Source organism: Aliisedimentitalea scapharcae (assembly GCF_045277565.1).
Taxonomy (GTDB): domain Bacteria; phylum Pseudomonadota; class Alphaproteobacteria; order Rhodobacterales; family Rhodobacteraceae; genus Aliisedimentitalea; species Aliisedimentitalea scapharcae.
Map to the genome: position 1 here is coordinate 215,379 of NZ_CP123584.1, position 18,185 is coordinate 233,563.

19 protein-coding genes are annotated in these 18,185 nt (G+C 55.6%); 8 read left to right on the top strand and 11 right to left on the bottom strand.

Going from position 1 to position 18,185, the window contains the following annotated elements:
* Window positions 1-235: 235 nt before the first annotated feature.
* From QEZ52_RS01095 to QEZ52_RS01110, 4 genes are all read right to left on the bottom strand, one after another.
* Entirely contained in the window at window positions 236-805 is a 570-nt protein-coding gene (locus QEZ52_RS01095) for a hypothetical protein (RefSeq protein WP_406647184.1), read from the bottom strand.
* 319 nt (window positions 806-1,124) lie between these two features.
* Complete coding sequence (locus QEZ52_RS01100; RefSeq protein ID WP_406647186.1) at window positions 1,125-2,624, bottom strand: heme biosynthesis protein HemY; 1,500 nt, start codon at window positions 2,622-2,624, stop codon at window positions 1,125-1,127.
* A 10-nt stretch (window positions 2,625-2,634) separates the two neighbouring features.
* Complete coding sequence (locus tag QEZ52_RS01105; RefSeq protein ID WP_406647188.1) at window positions 2,635-4,065, bottom strand: COG4223 family protein; 1,431 nt, start codon at window positions 4,063-4,065, stop codon at window positions 2,635-2,637.
* A 53-nt stretch (window positions 4,066-4,118) separates the two neighbouring features.
* Window positions 4,119-4,841, bottom strand: coding sequence for a uroporphyrinogen-III synthase (locus QEZ52_RS01110; RefSeq protein ID WP_406647190.1), 723 nt, complete (start codon window positions 4,839-4,841; stop codon window positions 4,119-4,121).
* A gap of 75 nt (window positions 4,842-4,916) precedes the next feature.
* Here QEZ52_RS01110 and tsaD point away from each other — a divergent pair, with 75 nt between their 5' ends.
* The 5 genes from tsaD to QEZ52_RS01135 are packed head-to-tail and all read left to right on the top strand — an operon-like array spanning window position 4,917 to window position 8,109.
* Window positions 4,917-6,014, top strand: a complete 1,098-nt coding sequence (gene tsaD, locus QEZ52_RS01115) for a tRNA (adenosine(37)-N6)-threonylcarbamoyltransferase complex transferase subunit TsaD (RefSeq protein WP_406647193.1) — start codon at window positions 4,917-4,919, stop codon at window positions 6,012-6,014.
* Entirely contained in the window at window positions 6,011-6,973 is a 963-nt protein-coding gene (locus QEZ52_RS01120) for an NAD(P)H-dependent glycerol-3-phosphate dehydrogenase (protein WP_406647195.1), read from the top strand. Before tsaD ends, QEZ52_RS01120 begins: the two co-directional genes overlap by 4 nt.
* Window position 6,974: 1 nt before the next feature.
* On the top strand, window positions 6,975-7,244 hold the full coding sequence (locus QEZ52_RS01125) for a YciI family protein (protein WP_406647197.1): 270 nt from the start codon (window positions 6,975-6,977) through the stop codon (window positions 7,242-7,244).
* Entirely contained in the window at window positions 7,244-7,666 is a 423-nt protein-coding gene (locus QEZ52_RS01130) for an EVE domain-containing protein (RefSeq protein WP_406647199.1), read from the top strand. The genes QEZ52_RS01125 and QEZ52_RS01130 overlap by 1 nt, the downstream gene beginning before the upstream one ends.
* Window positions 7,667-7,713: 47 nt before the next feature.
* Complete coding sequence (locus QEZ52_RS01135) at window positions 7,714-8,109, top strand: DUF1761 domain-containing protein (RefSeq protein ID WP_406647201.1); 396 nt, start codon at window positions 7,714-7,716, stop codon at window positions 8,107-8,109.
* Window positions 8,110-8,561: 452 nt separating this feature from the next.
* On the opposite strand, the gene QEZ52_RS01140 is transcribed toward QEZ52_RS01135, so the two are convergent.
* From QEZ52_RS01140 to QEZ52_RS01155, 4 genes are all read right to left on the bottom strand, one after another.
* Window positions 8,562-8,903 (bottom strand): DUF2853 family protein, encoded by a 342-nt coding sequence (locus QEZ52_RS01140; RefSeq protein WP_406647204.1) that lies wholly within the window; start codon window positions 8,901-8,903, stop codon window positions 8,562-8,564.
* Between the two features lie 137 nt (window positions 8,904-9,040).
* Window positions 9,041-9,754, bottom strand: coding sequence for a transporter (locus QEZ52_RS01145; protein ID WP_406647206.1), 714 nt, complete (start codon window positions 9,752-9,754; stop codon window positions 9,041-9,043).
* Between the two features lie 212 nt (window positions 9,755-9,966).
* Window positions 9,967-11,355, bottom strand: a complete 1,389-nt coding sequence (ahcY, locus tag QEZ52_RS01150; protein ID WP_406647208.1) for an adenosylhomocysteinase — start codon at window positions 11,353-11,355, stop codon at window positions 9,967-9,969.
* A gap of 121 nt (window positions 11,356-11,476) precedes the next feature.
* The gene (locus QEZ52_RS01155) at window positions 11,477-11,791 is read right to left on the bottom strand and encodes a hypothetical protein (protein ID WP_406647210.1); all 315 of its coding nucleotides are present in this window, start codon (window positions 11,789-11,791) and stop codon (window positions 11,477-11,479) included.
* Window positions 11,792-11,998: 207 nt separating this feature from the next.
* On the opposite strand from QEZ52_RS01155, the gene QEZ52_RS01160 reads away from it, so the two are divergent.
* A complete protein-coding gene (locus tag QEZ52_RS01160) occupies window positions 11,999-12,595 on the top strand; it encodes an HD domain-containing protein (protein WP_406647212.1) in 597 nt (198 codons plus the stop codon).
* A gap of 7 nt (window positions 12,596-12,602) precedes the next feature.
* Here the strand turns inward: QEZ52_RS01160 and QEZ52_RS01165 are convergent, their stop codons facing one another.
* From QEZ52_RS01165 to QEZ52_RS01175, 3 genes are all read right to left on the bottom strand, one after another.
* A complete protein-coding gene (locus QEZ52_RS01165; protein ID WP_406647214.1) occupies window positions 12,603-13,802 on the bottom strand; it encodes a DUF563 domain-containing protein in 1,200 nt (399 codons plus the stop codon).
* A gap of 10 nt (window positions 13,803-13,812) precedes the next feature.
* Window positions 13,813-14,367, bottom strand: a complete 555-nt coding sequence (locus QEZ52_RS01170; protein ID WP_406647216.1) for an ActR/PrrA/RegA family redox response regulator transcription factor — start codon at window positions 14,365-14,367, stop codon at window positions 13,813-13,815.
* Between the two features lie 81 nt (window positions 14,368-14,448).
* Window positions 14,449-15,072 carry an SCO family protein gene (locus QEZ52_RS01175; RefSeq protein ID WP_406647219.1) on the bottom strand — a complete coding sequence of 208 codons (624 nt, stop codon included), beginning with the start codon at window positions 15,070-15,072 and terminating at the stop codon, window positions 14,449-14,451.
* A gap of 91 nt (window positions 15,073-15,163) precedes the next feature.
* Here QEZ52_RS01175 and regB point away from each other — a divergent pair, with 91 nt between their 5' ends.
* A complete protein-coding gene (regB, locus tag QEZ52_RS01180) occupies window positions 15,164-16,561 on the top strand; it encodes a sensor histidine kinase RegB (protein ID WP_406647221.1) in 1,398 nt (465 codons plus the stop codon).
* Window positions 16,562-16,646: 85 nt separating this feature from the next.
* The gene (locus QEZ52_RS01185; RefSeq protein ID WP_406647224.1) at window positions 16,647-18,185 is read left to right on the top strand and encodes a PAS-domain containing protein; all 1,539 of its coding nucleotides are present in this window, start codon (window positions 16,647-16,649) and stop codon (window positions 18,183-18,185) included.

Consider the following 18,185-nt stretch of genomic DNA (forward strand, 5'->3'; position numbering starts at 1 on the left):
TGTTTTGCAATGTCCGACCACAACCCGCCCGAATGCTGGATTTTTCCCGATTTCCAAGCCGCCCACAGCCAATTTTCCAGAACAGTTTATAATATGAGCTTGGTAGCATTGAACGTTGAGCCTGTTTGTCGCTGCAGGTCTGCTTGACTGTGCTTTCGGCGCGCAGGCGATGCGGAGCTGGCTGCAATGCCACAACCGCCCTGTGCACACCCCCGGGAACCACGTCAGGAGTTGATCATTTGACGTTGGGAACAAGGTTCAGCGACCCTTGTCCCATTTTCCGCAATAGACCGGTTGCCTGAGCAAAGGTCATGTCGAGTTGCTGAATACGATCCAGTGAAACAATCACCGAACTCCCAGACCAGGCCGATGGTGATCCAGGCAAGAACAGGATCGCCCGATCTTCAAACCGTTCAACTTCAAATGCGATTTGGTCAAAATCATCGAACCGAACCAAAACCGGGATCAGTGCCGCACTTTTGTCTTCTGCCCTGGTTGCGCTGGTTACGACGCCTTTGACCACTGCATACCCTGGGATGACATCAAAGAAGATATTGTCCAGACGCTTCAAGCCGCCACCAAAGACAGCTTTTCTTGCGCCCAAACCGATCAGATAACATGCAAACAGAATGAACAGGATCGCGATCACATCAGCAACAAATACGCCAACCGCCCTATCCAATGGAAAAAACCGTTCCATCGGCTTGGCGGCAAGCCGAGCGAACGTAAAAACTTTTTCCAAGATGATGATCATCACGGCCAGAGGTGCCAGCAACAACAAGCCATTCAAAATAGTGGATTTCACAACCAGTCTCCTTAGGGGTTCTTCCCGTTCCGATGATATTGGTACCGCATCGTATTGCTCCCGTAACCAGAATTCTGATCATGGTGCCTTTGCCCGTTTGGTCGGGTTGACAAAAGCGGCTGCGCGGCATTCTGATCAAAGCCGCTTGGCATTGGACATGGCGCGACCCCAAGCCAACGGGCATTCCAGCAACACTAGAGAATTTACTCAGGCGTCAACCGCAGACGTCGACATTCGCTCCAAAAAAGGCCCCCGCTTGCGCGAGGGCCTTTGATCAGGTCAGTGCAATACTGGTCAAGTTCGCGGGTCCATAGTCACCTTACGCCTGCTTGGCTTTGGCGTCGGTCATGTCCTCGGTGGTTAAGTCGATTGCGGAGTCGTCAGGGGTTTCGTTGATATCTATCACGACCTCGGTATCCGCAGGAGCTTCGCTTTTGTCTTCCAGCGATCGAACAATCAGGGGCAGCATATGCGCACCCGTTGCGCTGCTGACTTCGGCAGCTTCTGGAGCCTTCCAGCTGAGCGTATCAAAGCTGGCACAGGTATCACAGACAGGAGCCCATTCCACATGTGTATGATGACAATTGTCACAGACCCACTGTGGGCCGCGTGGTGCCTGAAGCGCCCGAGCCAACCAGCCCTGTACCACAGCATCGGACGCCCCTTCGCCGCGTTCGATGGCTGCCATTAGCGTAAATGCACGGGCATCCGGTGCCTTGTCGATCAGATCGCCCAAAGACCGGCGGGCTTCGGGGAAATCTTCGGCCACAATATTCAGCTCGGCAGCCAACAGTCGGGTTTCAGTGTGGTCTGGATGGATCTTGGTCAGAGCTGTAAACCGTTTCACCCGCTGTTCGGCGGTCTCATCCGGTTCGATTTCGGCAAAAGCATGAGCCAGATCGGGATGCGGCTGGGTCTCCCAAGCCTTGCGAAGCACTTTGATTGCCGCGCGTTTCTTGCCCTTGGCAATATCCGCCCGGGCAGCCATCGCAGCTGCAGGAACCAGATCCGGCGACAGCCGGTTGGCTTCAATCGCACGCTCCTGTTGTTCAGTCGTAGCACCATCCGCCAGCAAATCTTTTGCCGACGACAGCGCCAGAACCGCGTCGCGGCGTTTGTAAACATCGCGCGGCAAGGTTCCGGTCTTCAGCTTGGTCGACAAAGTTTGACGCGCGCCCGCCCAATCCTGTGCCTGCGCCTGCAATTTCAAAAGAGTATCCTGAACCTCTTCATGCTTGGGCCGCAACGCCAGCGCTTTTTCCGCCAAAAGTCGCGCGGTGTCTGTGTCACCCTCGGACAGCTTTTGTTTCATGATCCCACGCACACCAACGAAACGGGTCTGGTGGTTTGTCACCAGCCGCTTGTACGTCTCGGCCGCCTTGCGTGTGTCGCCGGTCATCTCGGCGGCCTGTGCGGTCAATAGATCGGTCAACTCTGGTTTTTCCAAATAGCGTTCGGCACGCGCTGCCTTGGCCATGGCCTGGCGTCCTTCACCAGAAGCCAGCGCCATCAAGGCATCCGCCAATGCCTGATACCCCTTGCGTTCACGCCCCTTGTCAAAAAACCGAGACAAGGCGGTTTCGTCACCGTTCAGGAACCGCAAAGTAGCCACCAGCAGTGACAACAGCTTTAGGAAGGCCCAGACCAGCACCACCAGCGCACCAAAGGCAATCACCGACTGCAATGCGCCCAACGTGTATTCAGTTCCAGCAAAGGTGATCTGAACCCCGCCGGCGGTTTCCATCAGGATGCCCGCGCCCAGAGCCAAAAGCCCAATGATCGCGACAAAAACGAGGATTTTCAACAATGACCAGAGCATAGCGGGTCCTTCAATTGGAATTCAGGCTTTGCGCCAAAGCATCGGCGGCGCGAATGGCAGTCAGGCGGGCAGTTGCTGCAGCTTCCCAATCGGCAAGCGCGGCACGCGCGCTGTCGGGCAGCGCGGCCAATTCAGCCAAAGCCTGTTCCAGTTGTCCGGATGTCACAGCAGCTTCGACACGTGACAAAATGGCATCGGGATCATCTCCCTCTCTGGGCGTAACGGATCGGGCCCCCAACTGTCTCTGAACATAGGCCAGGACCCCGCCAGAGCCTTTTGCTTCTGCTCTGGCTTCAGCCAATGCAGCGCGGGCTGCCGGGGCGTAATCTGCGATTAACGCTTGGAGTGTTGGAACCCCGCCTGCCGCTTCGGTCAAGGCGTCTGGGATGGCCACCCCCAGGCCGCGTAACTCTTCCAGACCTGCGTCTATTGCGTCGCCGGCATCCAAACCGACCTTGAGCCGTGCAACCGCCGACTGTGCGCTGGCCGCAAGAGCCGCAGCCGCGCTGGCGGCATCCAGCGCCTTGGCCTCGGCCACCATGTTTTCGACTTCTTCACGCTGTGTTGCCAGCGAATCCTGCAATCTGGCCAACTCGGCCTCATATGCATCAATGGCCAGATCCGAAACACCTTCGGTGATCGGTCGCTTTTCCAAGTCACCCAAACGAGTGGTCAGCGGCGCAATCTGACCCTCTATTGCCTCCAGGCGTACCAGTGCATCGGACAGCCCATCGGCAAGCGGTGCAACCTGTTCGGATAACATAGTCAGATCTTCGGTCACCGGCCCAAGATCAGGCAGATTCAACCCATCTATCCTGGCCTGAACTGCGGCAAGCGCATCGGACAATTCAGATTGCGCCAGACCCACGGCTGTGATTGCTTCGCTATTGTTGTTGGATTTCAACGCATCCGGTAAATACGGGTCCAGAATTTCACCGCGTCCAGCTACAAACCCCAACCCAGCCGCAATTACGCCACCCAGCAAGGCAGCCCCAAAGCCACCCTTCTTTTCTATAACCCGTTCCACCGCAGCAGGCGGTTCTGGATCTGTCACGGCTTGGTAAGAGGGGTCTTCCGACTCTTCTGCCGGGTTTTTGACCGGATCCTCCAAAGGATCTCCGGTCGCTTCAACAGTAACGTCTTCAACTTCACCCGTCTCGGTCTCGGTCTCGGTCTCGGTCTCGGTCTCGGTCTCGGTCTCGGTCTCGGTCTCGGTCTCGGTCTCGGTCTCGGTCTCGGTCTCGGTCTCGGTCTCGGAAGCAGTGTCCTGGAGGTTCACCGAGGACTCAACTACTTCGACCACATCGATCTGGTTTTCCTCGGATTCTGTCAGAACTTGACCTTCGGCACCGTGAGTATGCTCTTGGGTCACAGCCTCTTCGGGTTGCCCGGAATTGGCATCCGCTTCATGTTTCAGATCGGATTTCTTCTTGTCAGCCACTCCGGCCTCTCCCTCGATTCTCAAATCAAATGTGCGAACCCGCGACGGTGACACTACTGCGCGGGCCCATCTCCCTCAACCCGGTGCAGGGATTTGCACAGATTAATGATCTGGGTCTTCATCGCATCTGCATCTGGGGTTTCACATTCGGTCAAGCTTTTGAATTTCAATTCTTTTAATTGATTAGCCACGGCTGAACTCATCGCAATTAGGTGCGGATTTGCACCCGTGGGACAAGTGTCGGCAAATTGTCGCGCACTGCGGGGTGAGAAAAGCGGCACAATGATATCATTACACGCCATCAACAGGTTACGAGCCTCTTCAGTCAGAGGTAGCAGTTGCTGTTCGTAAACCACAACCTCCGAACATGGTACACCTGCGCCACTCAATGATTGGGCCACATCTCCCCGCCCGTGACAGCCGCGGATGTGCAGCAAGGGCGCTGTCACAGGAACGTCGGTCAAGGATCGGATCAGGGTTTCGGCGTTCTCTCCGCGCATTTCCGCCGGCCATCCCGCGTTCTTCGCGGCCCAAGTCGTGGCCGCACCAACGCAATAGGCCGGAACATCCGGCGACAACCGTCGTGCCCAGCGGACGCCATTGGACGAAGTGAAGATCACGCCGTTGATCCCAGCTAGGTCCACACCCACATGACTCTCGCGAATGTCCAGCAGTGGAGAGATCACAACAGGTGCCAAAGCCAGTACCCAATCCGGCAGACCTGCAACAAATTTTCGGGACGCCGCAACAGGACGGGTCATCAACAAGCCAGCCATTCAGAGCCCCCGGGATTGTTTGCGCTCTGTTAGGGTGGTACCTGCGAGACAAAAGGGATGCAACGGTCAGGACCTATGACAGACACTCACACGATCCTGGGGCTGGAAAGCAGCTGTGACGACACTGCTGCCGCCGTGGTGCGCCAAACCAGCGACCAACGGGCACAAATTCTGTCGTCTGTCGTATTCGGTCAGACCGACCTGCATCGCGCCTTTGGCGGGGTGGTTCCCGAAATTGCTGCGCGGGCCCACGCGGAAAAGTTGGACGTCTGTGTCAGGGATGCCTTGCAGGCCGCCAATGTGTCGCTGAAGGACCTGGATGCCATTGCTGTGACGGCTGGTCCGGGCCTGATCGGTGGTGTCATGTCGGGCGTCATGTGTGCCAAAGGGATGTCCGCCGCGACCGGCCTGCCACTGGTCGGGGTAAACCATCTGGCCGGGCACGCGTTGACCCCGCGCCTGACAGATGGGGTGAATTTTCCCTATCTGATGCTGCTTGTCTCTGGAGGACATTGCCAATACCTGATCGCCCGCGGACCCGAAGATTTCACCCGACTGGGCGGCACAATTGACGATGCCCCGGGCGAAGCTTTTGATAAAACTGCACGTTTGCTGGGATTGCCCCAACCCGGCGGACCCTCGGTTCAGGCAGAAGCCGACGCCGGTGACCCCAAACGTTATCGCTTTCCTCGCCCCCTGCTGGATCGTCCCGATTGTAATCTCTCGTTCTCTGGGTTGAAAACTGCCCTGCTGCGGATGCGCGACCAGATCGTCGCCGAAAAGGGAGGGTTGACCCGGCAGGATCGCGCAGATCTGTGCGCGGGTTTCCAGGCCGCGATTGTCGACACATTGACCGAAAAAACCCGCCGCGCCTTGCGCCTTTACATGGCCGAAAACCCGCCCTTTCCAACCGTGGCCGTTGCCGGGGGTGTAGCGGCAAACACTGCAATTCGGTCTGGATTAGAGACTGTCTGCGCAGAATTCGGCGCGACCTTTGTCGCGCCTCCGCTGGCTCTATGCACCGACAACGCCGCAATGATTGCCTATGCCGGGCTGGAGCGGTTCAAAGCAGGCGCGCGGGATGGCATGGACCTGACCCCTCGGCCCCGTTGGCCATTGGACAATACCAGCCCATCAATGTTGGGCGGCGGTCGCAAGGGGGCCAAGGCATGATCGTTTCCGTTCTGGGATCCGGCGCGTTTGGTACTGCGTTGGCGATTTCTCTGGCGGGGAATGGCCCTGTGACGTTGTGGGGGCGAAATTCGGACCAAATCCGCGCGATGCAAGACTCGCGCCAAAATGAAAGCCGCCTGCCCGGTGTGCCTCTGCCCGAGGGCCTCAAGGTCACAAGCGATCTTGCGGATGCGACGCAAAGTCAGACGCTGTTGTTGGCAGTTCCAATGCAAAAACTGCGCGTGTTACTGTCCGAAAACCACGCCATGTTCAAAGGCAAGACACTGGTCGCCTGCTGCAAGGGGATAGAGTTGAACACTGGATTGGGTCCAATTGCCGTGATTCGGGAATGCCTTCCTGATGCACAGCCGGCCCTGCTGACCGGTCCCAGCTTTGCCGCTGATATTGCCCGTGGGTTGCCAACTGCGCTCACCCTGGCTTGCTGTGACGAAGCATTGGGACGGGACCTGCAACAGGCTCTAACAACGGCAAATATACGGCTTTATCGCACCCAGGACACGGTTGGTGCCGAATTGGGCGGTGCTTTGAAGAACGTAATGGCCATCGCCTGTGGTGCTGTAATTGGGGCCGGTATGGGCGACAGCGCCCGTGCTGCATTGATGACCCGTGGCTACGCCGAAATGCAGCGCATGGCGTTGGCCTGTGGTGCCCAGCCTGAAACATTGGCTGGCCTATCAGGCTTTGGCGATTTAACCCTGACGTGCTCATCCGAGCTGTCACGCAATTATCAACTGGGTCTGTCCATCGGGCACGGACGGGCATTTGATCCCTCCGTCACAGTCGAAGGGGCCGCCACTGCCCGCGCCGTAGACGCCAAGGCCCGCGCCATGCTTCTCGATATGCCAATCACGCATACGGTGGTGGGCTTACTCGATCACAGCTTGACCATAGCACAGGCCACCGCTCAACTGTTGGCCAGACCACTAAAAGAGGAATGACATGCTGATTGCCCTTATTGCCCGCGATAAAACTGGTGCCCTGCAAACCCGCGTCGATACCCGCGCGGCCCATCTTGACTACATCAAAGACACTGGCGTTGTGTCTCAGGCTGGCCCCCTTTTGGACGACGACGGCAATATGACCGGTTCGCTGATCATTCTGGATGTCGAAGACATAGCGGCGGCGCAAAACTGGGCAGATCATGACCCCTATGCCAAGGCAGGCCTGTTCGAGAAAGTAGAACTCATCGCCTGGAAGAAGGTGATCTGATGGCCTATTGGCTGTTCAAATCCGAACCCTCGACCTGGAGCTGGGATGACCAGGTCGCCAAGGGGGACGCGGGAGAAGAGTGGGATGGCGTCCGGAATTATCAGGCGCGTAACTTTATGCGTGAGATGAAGATTGGCGACCGCGGGTTCTTTTACCATTCACAAAAAGAAAAATCGGTGGTTGGCATTGTCGAGGTCTGCGCTGGCGCTCACTCAGACAGCACCACCGATGACGACCGGTGGGACTGCGTGGATATCAAGTCGGTCCGCTCCTTTGTCACTCCGGTGACGCTGGGCCAGATCAAGATGGAACCACGGTTGGAAGCAATGGTATTGGTTAAGAATTCCCGTCTTTCTGTACAACCTGTAACACGGGACGAATGGCTGGCCGTTTGCGGAATGGGGCAGACAGACCCCGATTGATCGACCACACTTGGCCCAACTGGATTGTAACTCAGAAGGGAGCAGCTATGGAGTTCGTCAGTGTCATCGCCGCAGCAGCGGCTGGGTTTGCTTTGGGCGCGGTCTGGTACGGCGTATTGGCCGACCAATGGATGCAAGCCGCAAACATTCCTCGCGGGGAAGACGGCAAACCCGAAGGCGGTCAAAGCCCGTCTCTCTTTGCCGCCACATTTGCATTGCAACTGATTGTAGCAGGCATGATGCGCCATGTATTTGCATTGGCGGGAATTGACGAGCTTGCCAAGGGGCTGGTTGCCGGGCTGGGTGTTGGCCTGTTCTTCATCAGCCCGTGGATTGCGATCAACAACCTTTACGCAGGCCGCCCTGCCCGGCTTAGTTTGATTGACGGCGGCTATGCCACACTGGCCTGCGGGGCAATTGGCCTGGTTTTGTCTCTGTTTTGAACCCACCTGAGCAGACGATACCCTTTCGGGCAGGAAGCTTGGTAGCACCCAGTTACCCGGTGTTAGTGATTTCTCTGCTCATGGATCTGCCCATGGAAATATCGAACCGTTTCTGGAGCGCGCAAAGAGGTTTCCAAGCAGGAAAACTGTCAGGCACCCATCTGTTTTACCACCGGTGGAACATCAAAACGGTGCACGGACATCACCTGTCCGCGCACCGTATCATCTGGAAAAACCGGGGAAGAGGCCTGTAAACACCGGCTCCTTCCCCTTCACCCCGCGTGTATCCTACTCACCACACGCGTATCGAAAACTCAGGTCCCGGCCATCCTGGCCATATAGTGACCCTAGGTGCTTTCCATCTTTTCAGCAAACCCAAAGCTCTGACAATACAGCTAAAATGCGAAACGCCCGCTCGAGCGGGCGTTCGATTGGTTCACAGAGCTGGTCAGTTAGCTATACGCTGCTTCCTTGCCGAAATGCTTGGTCAGCATGTAATAGACCACTGCGCGGTATTTGTTCCGGTTCGAGCGACCATACGTGTCCAGAACCGAATTGATGCCTTCCATCAACTCGGGGCTGTCTGCCAATCCCAGCTTCTTGATCAGAAAGTTGTTTTTTACGGTTTCCAACTCACTGTCCTGTGTTGCCGCAACGGTTGAAGCATCCGCATCATAAATGGATGGGCCGCACCCGATCGTGACCTTGGTCAGCAGATCCATATCGGGATCCATCCCGCATTTGTTTTTCAGATCATCTGCGTATTGAGCGATCAGGTCGTCGCGTTTTCCCATCACATTTCTCCCGGGGCTGTTCAGGCCGGATTGACCTGAACAAAACGTTAGTTCGAAATGGGGCGGTTACAAACAGGAAAAATCAGGCTCTTTTCCCCGTAGTTGCACATTCACATCCATCCGACTGCTTAATCTGTCTATTTCGGAAAAAGAAATGTCAGGACAAGACGAGCTCCCCAACCGTCAGGACCGTTTGTTGTACTGTCCGCCCAGTAACGGACACCGGCCCCTATGCTGACGGGTTGGTCACCGATATTAACCAGCTTGGTCACCACAAAATTTACTGGCAACGCTGTATCTTTGCGTATCCAATCGTAAGTCGTTTCGCTGTTCAGCGTAAATGTCCAGGCGTCCGGTGTGGTATAACTGAGAAACGGCTGCACAAATGTCGTGCTAATGTCAGTCGATCCAGAGCCTTTGCCAACGTCCCACAAATGGTTGGCCAGACCGCCATAGGTCCACGGCCCGGATTGCTTCAGCACCACGCCCGTAATACCAGCAGCAAACTGATCGGCGCCCAGTGTATTACCTCCCGTCGGCAGAAGGAAAGCCGGTCCGACCCCCCAGATTAGGCCGCCTTTTGTGGGTTGCTTTGGGGAAAGGAATAAACTTTGAACAATGTCTCCGATCCCATTCTGCGACGTCCCAGGCACAAAATCCTGTTGATCAATCAAGGGGATGATGGTGCGGCTGATCAAATTCCAGTTATCACCCAACGAGATCGGGACCACCGGTTGCAGGTTCATAAAGGTCCGCTTGCCAGATCCTGATGGCCCATATCCGCTGTCATAATTGAATTGGAATGGCACACTGATCAAAGACGCCACCGGGTTTGACAGCTCCTTGGCCAAATCCGCATTCTCTTGCGCTTTTACCACGCACGGCGTTATCGCTGCACACCAAGCCAGCGCCAAAGACAACAGAATCCGAACTCTCACAGGAACTACTCCCAGACTGAAACAAGTATTTTGAAATCGGTCCTATCTAAAAGTGGAAAACAAAAATAAACAAGCCGCCATGGAACCCATGACGGCTTGCGACTTTACGTATTTTCCGAAAGCTATCAGTAACGATAGTGTTCCGGCTTGAACGGGCCATCCGGGCTCACGCCGATATATGAGGCCTGATCGGCATCAAGTTTCGACAGCTTCACGCCAATCCGATCCAGATGCAGTCGGGCGACTTTTTCGTCCAAGTGCTTGGGCAGGATATAAACGTCGTTGTTGTATTCGTCACCTTTGGTGAACAGTTCGATCTGCGCCAGCACCTGGTTTGTGAACGATGCCGACATAACGAACGACGGGTGGCCGGTGGCGTTACCCAGGTTCAGCAAGCGGCCTTCGGACAGCAGGATCAGACGGTTGCCCGAAGGCATCTCGATCATGTCCACCTGTTCCTTGATGTTGGTCCACTTGTGGTTCTTCAGAGCGGCAACCTGAATTTCGTTATCAAAGTGGCCGATGTTGCCAACGATGGCCATGTCCTTCATCTCGCGCATATGTTCGATGCGGATCACGTCCTTGTTGCCCGTGGTGGTGATAAAGATATCGGCGGTTGCGACTTCATCTTCCAGAAGGGTGACTTCAAACCCGTCCATGGCAGCCTGCAGGGCACAGATCGGGTCAACTTCGGTGACTTTCACGCGGGCACCCGCACCACGCAGAGAAGCGGCCGAACCTTTGCCGACATCGCCGTAACCACAGACAACTGCGACCTTACCGGCCATCATGGTGTCGGTGGCGCGGCGGATGCCGTCGACCAGCGATTCCTTGCAGCCGTATTTGTTGTCGAACTTCGATTTGGTGACCGAGTCGTTGACGTTGATCGCCGGGAACGGCAGGTGACCGTCCTTGACCAGTTGATACAAGCGATTCACGCCGGTGGTGGTCTCTTCGGAAACGCCTTGGATCTGGTCGCGCATCTTGGTGAACCAGCCCGGCGAGGCCGCCATGCGTTTTGCGATCTGCACCTTGATCACTTCTTCTTCTTCCGAGGTCGGAACCGCGATGATCTCTTCGCCGGCTTCGGCGCGCGCACCCAGCAGAATGTACAGCGTCGCGTCGCCGCCATCATCCAGGATCATGTTCGGGCCGTCAGCGAACATAAAGGACTTGTCCAGATAGTCCCAATGCTCCTCCAGAGTTTGACCTTTGATGGCGAAAACCGGAATGTCTGCCGCTGCGATCGCAGCCGCGGCGTGGTCTTGTGTCGAGAAGATGTTGCACGATGCCCAGCGCACATCCGCACCCAGAGCAACCAACGTTTCAATCAGAACCGCAGTCTGGATGGTCATGTGCAGCGATCCGACGATCCGCGCGCCTTGCAGTGGCTTGCTTTCACCGTATTCCGAACGTAGGGACATCAGCCCCGGCATTTCGGTCTCTGCAATATCCAATTCCTTGCGGCCGAACTCGGCCAGCGAAATGTCCTTGACGATATAATCCCCGGCCATGGTCAGCTCCGTTCCGGTTAAAGGGTCAGTTTCGCTGCCCCCTAGCACTCCTAGGCAAAAGAGGCAACAAAGTAGACCCGCAGACCCGGTATGACCGGCAAGACCCTGCGTCAGCCATTTATCAACTGGCGGTATCGTTGGTGATTTCGATGGGTGTGGCTTTGAAAAAATCGGTACCGGCCGCCATCACACAGCTGATCCCGTTTGCATTGGTCATCAGGACCGTGAACGTACCGGTTTCGTCCGAGGACCAGATTTCTAGAACAGAATGCGTATTGCCGCCGGTTTGCAAACCCCCGACGGTCAGTTGCTCGGCAAATTTGGATTGCAACCGCTCGACAACGGTGTCGCGCAGCGCGCAATTCGCGGCAAATGCAGGGGGGGCCAATGCGGCCATTCCAAAGGTTAGGGATAGTGCCAACAAACGCTTGAACATGACGTTCTCCTTCACATAGTGGTTGCTATCTGAGGAGGGCACGCCCGGGAGGAAGACACGCCCCCCTCGTTCTTGATATCATGATCGGTGGCCCGGATTTCAAACCACGGGTCCTCAAGAAAAGTTGGCAGCATGTGATCGGATACGGTTTTCAGACTGCGCCGAAATTGTGGCAAAACCAAGGCAACGAGCAAAAGGTGTACCAAAATGGCAACAAAACCCAGAGCTTGGCAACGTATGTTGTCCGGTCGCAGATTGGACCTTCTTGACCCTACACCAGTCGATATCGAGATCGAAGATATCGCCCATGGGTTGGCGTTTGTTGCGCGTTGGAATGGTCAGACTCAGGGCGATTTCGCCTATTCCGTGGCTGAACATTCTTTGTTGGTTGAAACGCTATTTTGTCGGCTAAACCCCAAAGCCCCGGCAAAGTGGCGACTGGCGGCCCTGCTGCACGATGCTCCGGAATATGTGATCGGAGACATGATCTCCCCGGTGAAAGCATCCGTGGGCCCAGCCTACGAAGAGCTGGATACACGATTGACCGCAGCCATTCACATCCGGTTCGGCCTACCCGCTGCGTTGCCGGTTAGCATCAAGAAGCAGATCAAAAAGGCCGACCGCATCAGCGCCTGGATGGAAGCCGTGCAAATTGCCGGTTTCACCAAAACCGAAGCCAACAAATTTTTTGGTCGCCCAGATACTGACCTTATCAACGATCTGAACATCACGTTGCGTCCTCCGGTCGAGGCACGCAACGCCTATACTGCACGTCATCAACAGCTTCTTGAAGCGTTGGATTGATTGGCCATCAGGCTTTCTGGGAGTCGGATTGCGCCTGCTGCGCACGCCGTTGACGGCGCTCCTGTCGGATCTGGCGAATCCGCCGCTGGACAAACACTGGGGATTCGACAAACCGATCGTTGCCACCCAACCCTTTGTCTTCGAGTGCCTGTTTGCGGTCCTCATCGGACAAAGCAGTCCAATGGGATCCATCCTGGATGAACCCGTATTTCTGTAGCGCTGGACCGATAACAGAGTGGTCCAATTCACCAAAACTGAGCCGACTTGATTTACGTTTGTTTGTTGGTACCCATTCTGTCCGCAAGGCTCCGATGACCAGCGGTTTGCTACCGCAAAACTGACTGACGTTCCTTGCCAGCAAATTATCCACGCCTGATTGACGGCGCAGGATCATGGCCACAGGCTGATCCGGTCGCCCCACCATTGCGAACAGGTGCAAGGCAGATCCATCAGCGGCGATGACTTTCCTGGCGGCTTTGTAATGCGCCAGTTGAACCGTCAGGCTGTGCTTTTCAGGGTAAAAGATTTCGTACCCTTCGGCCCGCAGATAATCCTCCATCCGCTCTTCACCCAGCATGCCACCTTTGGCCAACCCCAGCTTGGACCGTGAGATGTAGATCTTTTCCGGCCCATCGGGTTCGACGTCACGTGCGAAACGAGAATGGATGGCATCCCTATATTTCTGTGTACCCGCCGTTATCAATCCCAGACCAAATCCCTGACCTGGGACGACCAGCTCTTCGACCTGCATTGGCTGGGCCGTTACCCGAACTGGAAGATCGGGCTGCATCAGGGACATGTATTCGCGATGAAAACCACGCACCTCTTCACCGACACGCGGGCGTTTCGGAATGAACAGGATACCATCAAAAGGCGTGTCCATTTCAGCCAATGGCCAGATCCGTGACGCGCTTTCCACCAGAAAATGCCCGAAATGCGCCCACAGCACCCCGCCCCACAGCCATCGCCCCGGCAGAGTTTCCGCAATGGCATCAGGCATTGCCGGCTGGGTGGTGATGGGTCGGTATTTGCGCCACAGCGCACCCTCAGGACAATACGTTCCATCGGAATGCAGAATGCCGGCCTCTTGTACAAAGCTACTTTCGATCGGAGGTACGACGATAGCATTGCGCAACGTCGTCAGGCTCTCTGACCATCCGCCTTCTGGCAATGGCTGATGGTCAGGACCGAATTCGGGCTGGGTCATCTAGCGAACCTCAGCGTGGGCTTCGCTTGGCAAGGATCCGTTGCAGCGTCCGCCGGTGCATATTCAACCGTCGGGCAGTTTCCGAAACATTCCGGTCGCACAACTCATAAACGCGCTGAATATGTTCCCAGCGGACGCGATCTGCGCTCATCGGGTTTTCTGGCGGAGGCGGCAGCTCATCTTCGCGGGTCAGCAGTGCATTGGTGATATCTGTCGCATCGGCGGGTTTGGACAAATAGTCTGTCGCACCAATTTTGACCGCAGCCACCGCGGTTGCGATCGCACCATATCCGGTCAACACAACAACCCGGCTATCGGGGCGTTTTTCCCGCAACACTTCGACAACATCGAGCCCGTTTCCGTCCTCGAGCCGCAGATCCACAACGGCATAGGCCGGTGGACGCGCGGTGGCAATGGCGCGCCCGGCAGCGACAGATCCCGCTGTTTCCACTTCGAAACCACGTTTTTCCATGGCCTTGGCAAGGCGTCTCAGGAAGGGTTCGTCATCATCGACCAACAATAATGACCTATCAGGTCCAATCTCCTGCTGGGCGCCTTCGACCATGTTTGTGTCCTCCGCAGCGAATTTATTCATCTATTGTGACGAATATGACGGGCGCAGAGTCAAAGGTCAAACACTGCGCCATCAGATGTTGTCGATAAAACAGCCGATCTTGTCCGCCATCTGTTCAGCCGTCTCATCACGACGGAAAAACTCGACAAATCCCTGTTCCGGCAACACGAGATAAGAAAAGGTCGAATGATCCACCAGATAGTATTCCGGATCGCCTTCCTGCTTCTTGAAGTAGGTTTTGTAGGTCTTGCTTGCTGCTTTGACCTGTTCCTGAGATCCGGTCAGACCGATCATCTTTTCATGCAGGTTTTCAGCAAAATCACCGACAACTTCGGGCGTGTCCCGTTCCGGGTCGATCGAGATGAACACCGGCGTTATCGACTGTCCGCGCTCGGCCAGTACATCTACGGTATCGGCATTGCGCGCCGTGTCCATCGGGCACACATCGGGGCAGAACGTATATCCAAAATAGACCAGCGAAGGTTCGGTTATCACATCCGCGTCCGTGACGGTTTCCCCCCTGGCATTGACCAATTCAAACGGGCCGCCAATGGTCGCAGTTCCACCGGCAATCTGGGATGACCGGCATTGGGCAAACTGATCCTTGTCCCCGCCCATCATCTGGGTCGCAACCCAGGTGCCCCCCACTGCGGAAACAACGGCGGCGGCGGCGATATAGGCATACATACGGGACATGAGACTCTGCCTTGCTGTGCAAGATATGTTGAACGTTTCGGCGCAGACACCTATCAATTTGGTCAGCCGATGCAACCTAGATGGGATCACAATGTCGGAATCCAATATCGGCCTGTTCAGCGGTCAACAAAATAACAACCGGATTCGCCTGCGCACGATGATCCTGTTGCGGTGGGTCGCCATTGTGGGTCAGATCGCTGCCATTTCAGTGGCGCAACAACTGTACAATCTGCAACTGGAATTGGGCCTGTGTTACATGGCCATCGGCGTTTCGGTGATCGGCAACCTGATCGCGATCTTTGTGTTCCCAGAAAACAAACGCCTGACCGAATTTGAAAACTTCATGATGGTGATGTTTGACCTGCTGCAACTGTCGATGCTGTTGTATCTGACTGGCGGCTTGAACAACCCATTTGCCCTGTTGGTTCTGGGACCAGTAACCGTGGCCGCCAATGTCATGGGAATGCGATCGACGCTGATCATCGGGGCCACAGCCATCATCATGGTGACCCTGCTGGCCCAGGTACATTTACCATTGCGCACCGATCAGGGATTTATCCTGCGGGTGCCAGAACTGTTTGTATTCGGCAATTGGATTGCCATCATTATTGCTGTGATTTTTATGAGCGCCTACTCCCAAAGGATCAACGCGGAAATACGCTCTATGTCGGATGCGTTGGCAGCCACGCATATGGCGTTGTCACGTGAACAGAAACTGACGGACCTGGGCGGAGTTGTGGCGGCCGCCGCACACGAGTTGGGCACCCCTTTGGCCACGATCAAATTAACCAGCGCCGAGTTGATTGAAGAACTGGATGACAGACCCGAACTGCGCGACGACGCCGCGCTGATCCGGGAACAGGCCGATCGCTGCCGAGATATTCTGCGCGATATGGGACGGGCCGGTAAAAATGATCTGCACCTGCGCAAGGCCCCTTTGTCAACTGTAGTCAATGAAGCCGCTGAGCCGCATACCACCCGGGGAAAATACGTGCATTTTGACGAAGGTCCGGCCGAAGGCGGCGGGCTTCAACAACCAACCATTCTGCGCAAGCCCGAAATCATTCACGGTTTGCGCAACCTCATCCAGAACGCTGTCGACTTCTCGCGCGCAAATGTCTGGGTAGAAACTGCATGGACTGATGACACGATCACTGTACGTATCACCGACGACGGACGGGGATATCCTCCGCAAATGCTGGGTCGGATCGGAGACCCATTTGTTCGCCGTCGCCGCACAGAAAGCGACCGCAAGACGCGCCCCGAATACGAAGGAATGGGATTGGGACTGTTTATCGCCAAAACCCTGCTGGAGCGCACAGGTGCCGAGCTGAGCTTTGCCAATGGATCTGATCCACTCGGCACAAAGACGACTCCGGTGGAACGGCGTGGTGCGATTGTAGTTGTCAAATGGCCCCGCGATCAGATTGACGCCGTGTCCGGAAAGAATGCGTTGCCAATTGGACTGAATCAGCATTTTGAAATCTGAATTCCTCCAAAGTTCGAGTTGGTTAAGCCTCCGTTAACCATTTAGCCACCAGAGTCTGCCTAACGGAAAACTACATGGCTAAGAGATGCAGGACTTTGGAATATTCGACTGGCTTGTCATTGCTGCGATCTGCCTGACGGCGGCATCTTTGGCTGTTTTTGTTCTGTCACCGCGACTGAACAAATTCGGATCAACAATCTACTCGGGCGTCAACGTCAATGACCCGGTGTTTCTGTTTGATGAAACACTCCTGATCGACAAATCCTCCAGCGCCGCCCGATTACTGTGCTCCTGCTCTGACCCGACATCCTGGTCTGGGATCCGGAAAATGCTGCTTCCGACATTCCCCGGCCTGCCCGAGACACCCGATATGCTGCGCACGAGCGGCGCAATGACCTTGGGAGGTGTTGGTAATAATCACGGGCGCGAGGCCGTTTGCGAATGGATTGACGGCGTGACCCGTGTTCACCTGCGCAAAGCGGAATTGCCCGAAAATCCGATATGCGGTTCCGAATTACAGAACTTGCGAACGGCCATGGATGCCGCTCCCTATCCGGTATGGCGGGAATCTGAAGAAGGACGCATCGCGTGGTGCAACCAAGCTTATGAGAACTTGCATCACAGGTTGAAAAGAACCGGGCGCAAGGTTTCGGACCCTCTGTTTCCTGAACTGTCCCTGCCGGTGGTTGCCGGCCGCAAATCCCGCGTTTCCATTCCTGTCCCTGACAGCAATCAAAAGCTGTGGTTTGACGTCTCTACTGTCCCAAATGATGGCGGTAAACTAGGGTATGCTGTTGATATTAATGCGGTTGTTGATGCCGAGATAGCACAAAGAAACTTTGTACAGACGCTGGCCAAAACCTTTGCCCAACTGTCGATCGGATTGGCAATTTTTGATCGCAATCGTCAGCTTGCACTGTTCAACCCCGCCTTGATTGATCTAACCGCACTGCAAGCGGATTTTCTCAGTTCACGGCCCACATTGTTCGACTTTTTTGACCGGCTCCGCGACAGCCGCGTCATGCCCGAACCCAAGGACATCAAATCCTGGCGTCAGCGAATTTCAGACCTGGTGGAAGCGGCCGCCGACGGGCGGTATCAGGAAACTTGGTCATTGCCATCCGGTTCGGTTTATTCGGTCAGCGGGCGACCACACCCCGATGGCGCTGTGGCCTTCTTGTTCGAAGACATCACTGCAGAAATCACCCTGACCCGTCGGTTTCGCTCGGAGCTGGAACTGGGCCAGTCGATTGTTGATAACCTGGATCAGGCCATTGCCGTTTTTTCCGGAGATGGAACTCTCACATTTTCCAATGCGACCTATCATGCGATGTGGGGGCTGGATCCCGACACCAGCTTTGCCCAGATGACTGTCCTGGAATCTTGTCGTGCCTGGCAGGACAAATGCCGCCCCACAATGTTGTGGGGTCGTGTCAGTGACATTGTACAGATGCGTGAACACCGCAGTGAAAGCTGGGAAGACGTGGTCGAGATGCGGAGCGGACAACGGTTCACCTGCAAGGTCAGCCCAATCCAGAACGGAGCCACCATGATCTGTTTTTCAAAAATGGATGGTTCAGAAATTTCCGAGCAAGACACTGTGCAGCTTCCTGTTCTGACCTGA

Bases quoted from the DNA above. Each gene is read 5' to 3' on its own strand.
- QEZ52_RS01160 (WP_406647212.1), top strand. From the start codon at position 11,999: ATGGCAACAAAACCCAGAGCTTGGCAACGTATGTTGTCCGGTCGCAGA.
- regB (WP_406647221.1), top strand. From the start codon at position 15,164: ATGTCGGAATCCAATATCGGCCTGTTCAGCGGTCAACAAAATAACAAC.
- QEZ52_RS01155 (WP_406647210.1), bottom strand. From the start codon at position 11,791: ATGTTCAAGCGTTTGTTGGCACTATCCCTAACCTTTGGAATGGCCGCA.
- QEZ52_RS01125 (WP_406647197.1), top strand. From the start codon at position 6,975: ATGCTGATTGCCCTTATTGCCCGCGATAAAACTGGTGCCCTGCAAACC.
- QEZ52_RS01175 (WP_406647219.1), bottom strand. From the start codon at position 15,072: ATGTCCCGTATGTATGCCTATATCGCCGCCGCCGCCGTTGTTTCCGCA.
- QEZ52_RS01100 (WP_406647186.1), bottom strand. From the start codon at position 2,624: ATGCTCTGGTCATTGTTGAAAATCCTCGTTTTTGTCGCGATCATTGGG.
- QEZ52_RS01185 (WP_406647224.1), top strand. From the start codon at position 16,647: ATGCAGGACTTTGGAATATTCGACTGGCTTGTCATTGCTGCGATCTGC.
- QEZ52_RS01120 (WP_406647195.1), top strand. From the start codon at position 6,011: ATGATCGTTTCCGTTCTGGGATCCGGCGCGTTTGGTACTGCGTTGGCG.
- ahcY (WP_406647208.1), bottom strand. From the start codon at position 11,355: ATGGCCGGGGATTATATCGTCAAGGACATTTCGCTGGCCGAGTTCGGC.
- QEZ52_RS01165 (WP_406647214.1), bottom strand. From the start codon at position 13,802: ATGACCCAGCCCGAATTCGGTCCTGACCATCAGCCATTGCCAGAAGGC.
- tsaD (WP_406647193.1), top strand. From the start codon at position 4,917: ATGACAGACACTCACACGATCCTGGGGCTGGAAAGCAGCTGTGACGAC.
- QEZ52_RS01170 (WP_406647216.1), bottom strand. From the start codon at position 14,367: ATGGTCGAAGGCGCCCAGCAGGAGATTGGACCTGATAGGTCATTATTG.
- QEZ52_RS01140 (WP_406647204.1), bottom strand. From the start codon at position 8,903: ATGGGAAAACGCGACGACCTGATCGCTCAATACGCAGATGATCTGAAA.
- QEZ52_RS01110 (WP_406647190.1), bottom strand. From the start codon at position 4,841: ATGGCTGGCTTGTTGATGACCCGTCCTGTTGCGGCGTCCCGAAAATTT.
- QEZ52_RS01130 (WP_406647199.1), top strand. From the start codon at position 7,244: ATGGCCTATTGGCTGTTCAAATCCGAACCCTCGACCTGGAGCTGGGAT.
- QEZ52_RS01135 (WP_406647201.1), top strand. From the start codon at position 7,714: ATGGAGTTCGTCAGTGTCATCGCCGCAGCAGCGGCTGGGTTTGCTTTG.